The sequence below is a fragment of the Dehalococcoidales bacterium genome (assembly GCA_028716225.1).
Classification (GTDB): Bacteria; Chloroflexota; Dehalococcoidia; order Dehalococcoidales; family UBA5760; genus UBA5760.
Map to the genome: position 1 here is coordinate 1 of JAQUQE010000027.1, position 4,333 is coordinate 4,333.

The following is a 4,333-nucleotide window of genomic DNA, read 5'->3' on the forward strand; positions in this document are numbered from 1 at the left end:
CCTCGTCAACCACCATGCTCGCGGTAGTAGCTATAGAGCCATCCGGAAGCAGGCGCAGCGGGATCCAGCGGTCGTTGCCGCCTGTTGAGTTTAAATAATCTTTACCGAATACTTTGCTTCCCGCTCCAGCCATAACTCATCTCCTAAGTGTTATTCGGCTCATTGATCGTCGCGATGAAATCGTCCAGGTATATGTAATCGTTTGCAGCCGCACGGCTCGCTATCTGTAACTCAGCGGCCATATGCTTGCCGACTATCGGAGCAGCCAGGAAGGGCACGCTGCGCTGCGTTATATCGAACTCCACCTGGTTGAACAGTATGCGCGTATAGCGCGCGGTCTCCGTGTCCCATACCATCTTTATAGTATTGAAGTTCTGATCGTCGAAAAGCGCTTCCACGTCGTTGCCTACCAGGACCGCGCCGACGGTGGCATCTAAAACGTAGAGCTGCGCGCCTACCAGATACCACATTGCGTAATACTGGTTGACGTTATCAGAGTAATAGTTGGTGCCTGCCAGCATGTTATAGAACTCGACGGCGAACGAGAACTCCATGCCCACTTTATTCGGGTCGCTCACTCCCCACATCCTGCGAACGGTTGACGCCGTGGCCAGGCCGCCGCTGACCTTCATGCTGTAGCCGCCGTTCCTGAAGCTCTCCGTGCTCCACTCGCAATTAGAGCCGACGCCGGCGCCCAGTGTTTTGACCCAGCCTTCCGTGCCGCTCTCGAAGTTGTCGTGGAGGACCACGGTGCCGCGCCTGTCGATGGAGTTATAAGCGCCTAAGCGCGTGGCCAGCTCACCGCTATCGTTGTTTGTGTATATGAGCGCCTCCTCCACCGTCACCGATACCGTTATCGTATGCGGATTCAGCGCGTCGCCGTTCTGCAGCTCCACCCAGATGTTCTCCTTCTCTTTTACGGGTACGCTGAGGTTATCGAAGACGGGCGTGGCGTCGTTCAAGGCCATAAAGCCTGTCTCCGGCAGTACGCGCTTGTTGCCTACACCCACGGCGACATCGACTAATGCGTTGCATCCGGCGGGCCAGTGCCTCAAGATCTTCTTGACGTATCCGGCGTAAGGCGATTGTGCCACGAGCCTGACCGCCTGACCGGGAGCCAGTATCTGCTGGAAGGGCACTTCCTGTGTTCTTCCGATAGTCATTGTTTCACCTCCCGCGAGCTGCTGCACAAATTGCGTCAAGGCGTCCAGCTGCTGCCCCACGGCAAGCAGCTTATCGTCCGCCGACATGTACTTATCGAGGAAATTACCGCCGCCGGCATTCACCCTGAACGGCACGAGAGGCCTGTTTTTCTCAGCCATGAGGGGGCCTCCTTTTAGCCTATTTCTTCGACTTCGATGGTAACGATGATACCGGCAACCGTGCTCACAAAAGTGATCGCGGGCAGAGCGACGGTGTACTGGATCTCGATGTTGGGTATGTCCCACTCGTTAAGCTGTCCGTCCAGACCGTTCAGCGTCACTATAGGCGGCAGCACGGCGACGAAGGCCGCGGCCAGACCCTGGCCTATGCTTAAGTTGGAGTTAGCCGCGCAGTTGTTCTGCCACGCGATGCGCTTGATAACAGCGGTCCTGCCCGGTGTTATGTTGTAGAGCGCCGCAGCCGCGCCTGTCACTGGCGACACGCCTGGTACGGGATTCTGTTTTCTTATGCCTGATCTGTGCATAACCATAGTCAAACCCTCCCTATTTTATCGGTTAATCGCTGCCGGACGGCACGAATACCACGTTGTTGACCAGATTCTTGATCTCGACGGGCGTCTTTTTAGCGGCCTGCATGTCTTCGAGAGAGTACCTGAACCCGAAGAATGCTATCCGGGACATCGCCGTGGCGTAGGCCGCCGGATTGGTGCAGTTCACCCATACCGAGTTGTCCTGCAAAACCACGAACTCTGTCGTGTGCAGGTCGGGGTCGCTGATCTCCGTGAACCTGTCAACGCGCGCCGATATGTTCGCGGCGGTGAACCGGCTCTCGGCCCTGCCGAGCTTCACTTCCACCTGGATATCATCCAAAGGAAAACACCTCAGCTGGATGAGCCCCGGCGGTGTCGTTTGCTGGTCCAGGTTGATAAGCCTCACGTCTCCGGTGTTGCCCAGCGCCAGTAGCGCCCCCTGGTCGAATACCATCGCCTGAGACCTCGGCATCTGCTCCACGAACATCACGCGGTAGAGGTGCCACATGGCTTTCATCCATATAGCCACGTGCTCGTTCACCAGAGCGAAGGGATCAATCGGCCCAGCCTTTGCAGCATAGAGTCTTTCTGCCATGTTCGTCCTCCTTTAAAACAATAAAACCCCGCGGCTCTCAGGCTGGGGGTTTGACCTCTCTATGATTGCTATTAAGTTATAGATCGCGATTTCAACCATTTGTTCTGTTCCTTTATGCCTTTAAATGGTCTATATTCAATTTTCAGGGAAGTGGGGGCGGGGATTCCCGCCCCCACTTGGTTACTTGTTTAGGCTTAGGTGCCTACTGCTGTTGCGTAGATGATACGGAAACTTGTGAAGGCGACGCCGCCGACTGGTGAGGCCGCTATTCTTGCGGCCATACGGGAAAGTGCAGGCACCTTCACAGGGTATGCCAGGTAGTGGCACAGCGGCCCCATAGGGCCGAGAGCCGCGGCCACGCCATAGAGTGTGACCGGGAAGTTGGTCACGATCACGTTGGCGGCAGCGACGGCAGCGCCGTCGACTCCGCCCCACCCGAAGTCTATCAGTTGCGTATGCTCTGCCGCTACTGTCGTGGTGGCGAAGTTGTAGGCGAATCCTACCACCCAGAAATCCGTGGCGGGTCCTGCGGCTGCCGCCCAGAGCTGATCCCACGCTGCGTCATCAGCGATGGCGATCTCCGCTACCGGGAGGCAGTTGTATCTGATATTCCCGGACCCGACTTCGGCTAGATAAGTTGCTTTGACTTCCTGTGGTACTCCCATTATCTTATCTCCTTCCTAATTTTTATAATGGACACAGTGTTTAGCTGACCTGTTCGCGGCGCGGCTCGACGGCGTATCCCTTGAGGATAAGTATCGTGCCGCCTACGGCGATCGGGATCCTGTTGGTGACCTGGATGAAGCAGTTCTCCTGCGGGTCGTAGGTCACGGGCACGGAGAAGTAACCGTCGCTCTCCATCTTGGTGTAGCAGCTCTCAACGTTGAAAACCGCCGCTGTGCGTCCGGCTCCGCCCGGGCCGCTGCGGAAGAAGAGCTCGCTGACCTCGGGCGCTGCGCTCTCGAAGGCCGCACCGAAGAATACGAGTATGGTGTTCACGGGAACACGCTCGTTGATCCAGTTGGTGACGGTGAAGGCCGCTGCTACCGCGGCTGCGGGCGCCGGGAATATCCAGCGGTCGCCGGCTGCGAAGGTAACCGGCAGGTCGATGCTCGGGCGTATCTCGCGCACTGCGAGTTCAGAGGGCGATGAGCCCAGTTTCTTGAAGAGCGCCCTGTCGATACCGGCCTTTATAGCCGATTCCTTGAGGCCCTTCTGATCCGTGATCGTCAGCTCGCCTGACGGGATGAAAGTGGAGTAAGTAGCTCCCTCGTACATTCCCATTGTGTTTTCCTCCTTCTAAGTATGATTTAATACTGGGGGCTCGTTAAAACACCGGCTTGATCGGCTGGCTCTCGCGCCAGTCATAGGTTACCGGCACACCCGCGCGCCTGCCGGCGGGTAGCGCCACTGGGGCGCCTGCGCGCCTGCTGGTGGTGGTGGAGCCTGAGATAAGGCCCGGCAAGCTCGCGCCGAGGGTCGCTGCGCTCGCTGCGGCTATGCCCATCGAAAGCTCTCCCCACGCGCCGTCAAGGTACATAGCGCCTGCCACGCCTCCCGCTCCCAGGGCGAGCGTCATCGGCATACCCCACGTGGGCTTCGCCTTCACGAGTTGGGTCATGGCCATGCCCGTAGCGAAAGCGCCTCCCAGGACCATGGCCTTTGCGGCGGGACTCCCTGCGACTACTGAGATAGTTCTGGTTGCCATTGCATCCTCTCTTTCTCCGGTTGCGCTTATCTTACGGTTACGCCAAAACGCTCACCGATATTTGAGTCCGCAGAGACTGCCTGTAAAAGAAATGAGCCCAGACCTATCTTAATACAAACAGTCTCTGGGCTCACTTGAACGATATCCGATTGTTAAATGTTTGTCAATACCTAAATTTTAGGTCTTTGGCTTTTCTTCCTGGCATTTACCGCCCATCCACATCTGCTTGGTGGTATCGATGAGCGGCTGCTGCATGAGCTCGTTCTGTAAACCATGAGCTATACCGCAGCACCCGTCCTTTTCATAGACCACGGTCACGCCGCTGCAGGTCATGATC

The 4,333-nt window shown here is 57.1% G+C and carries 5 protein-coding genes; all 5 read right to left on the minus strand.

Features of this window, described 5'->3' with window-relative positions; all coding sequences use genetic code 11:
- Positions 1–143: 143 nt before the first annotated feature.
- The 5 genes from PHI12_10590 to PHI12_10610 all read right to left on the minus strand — a co-directional run bounded on the left by PHI12_10590 (position 144) and on the right by PHI12_10610 (position 3,572).
- Complete coding sequence (locus PHI12_10590; protein ID MDD5511243.1) at positions 144–1,448, minus strand: hypothetical protein; 1,305 nt, start codon at positions 1,446–1,448, stop codon at positions 144–146.
- Positions 1,337–1,687, minus strand: coding sequence for a hypothetical protein (locus PHI12_10595; protein MDD5511244.1), 351 nt, complete (start codon positions 1,685–1,687; stop codon positions 1,337–1,339). The genes PHI12_10590 and PHI12_10595 overlap by 112 nt, the downstream gene beginning before the upstream one ends.
- Positions 1,688–1,718: 31 nt before the next feature.
- The gene (locus PHI12_10600; GenBank protein ID MDD5511245.1) at positions 1,719–2,288 is read right to left on the minus strand and encodes a hypothetical protein; all 570 of its coding nucleotides are present in this window, start codon (positions 2,286–2,288) and stop codon (positions 1,719–1,721) included.
- Between the two features lie 194 nt (positions 2,289–2,482).
- Entirely contained in the window at positions 2,483–2,953 is a 471-nt protein-coding gene (locus PHI12_10605) for a hypothetical protein (protein ID MDD5511246.1), read from the minus strand.
- A 40-nt stretch (positions 2,954–2,993) separates the two neighbouring features.
- Positions 2,994–3,572 (minus strand): hypothetical protein, encoded by a 579-nt coding sequence (locus PHI12_10610; GenBank protein MDD5511247.1) that lies wholly within the window; start codon positions 3,570–3,572, stop codon positions 2,994–2,996.
- Positions 3,573–4,333 lie beyond the last annotated feature (761 nt).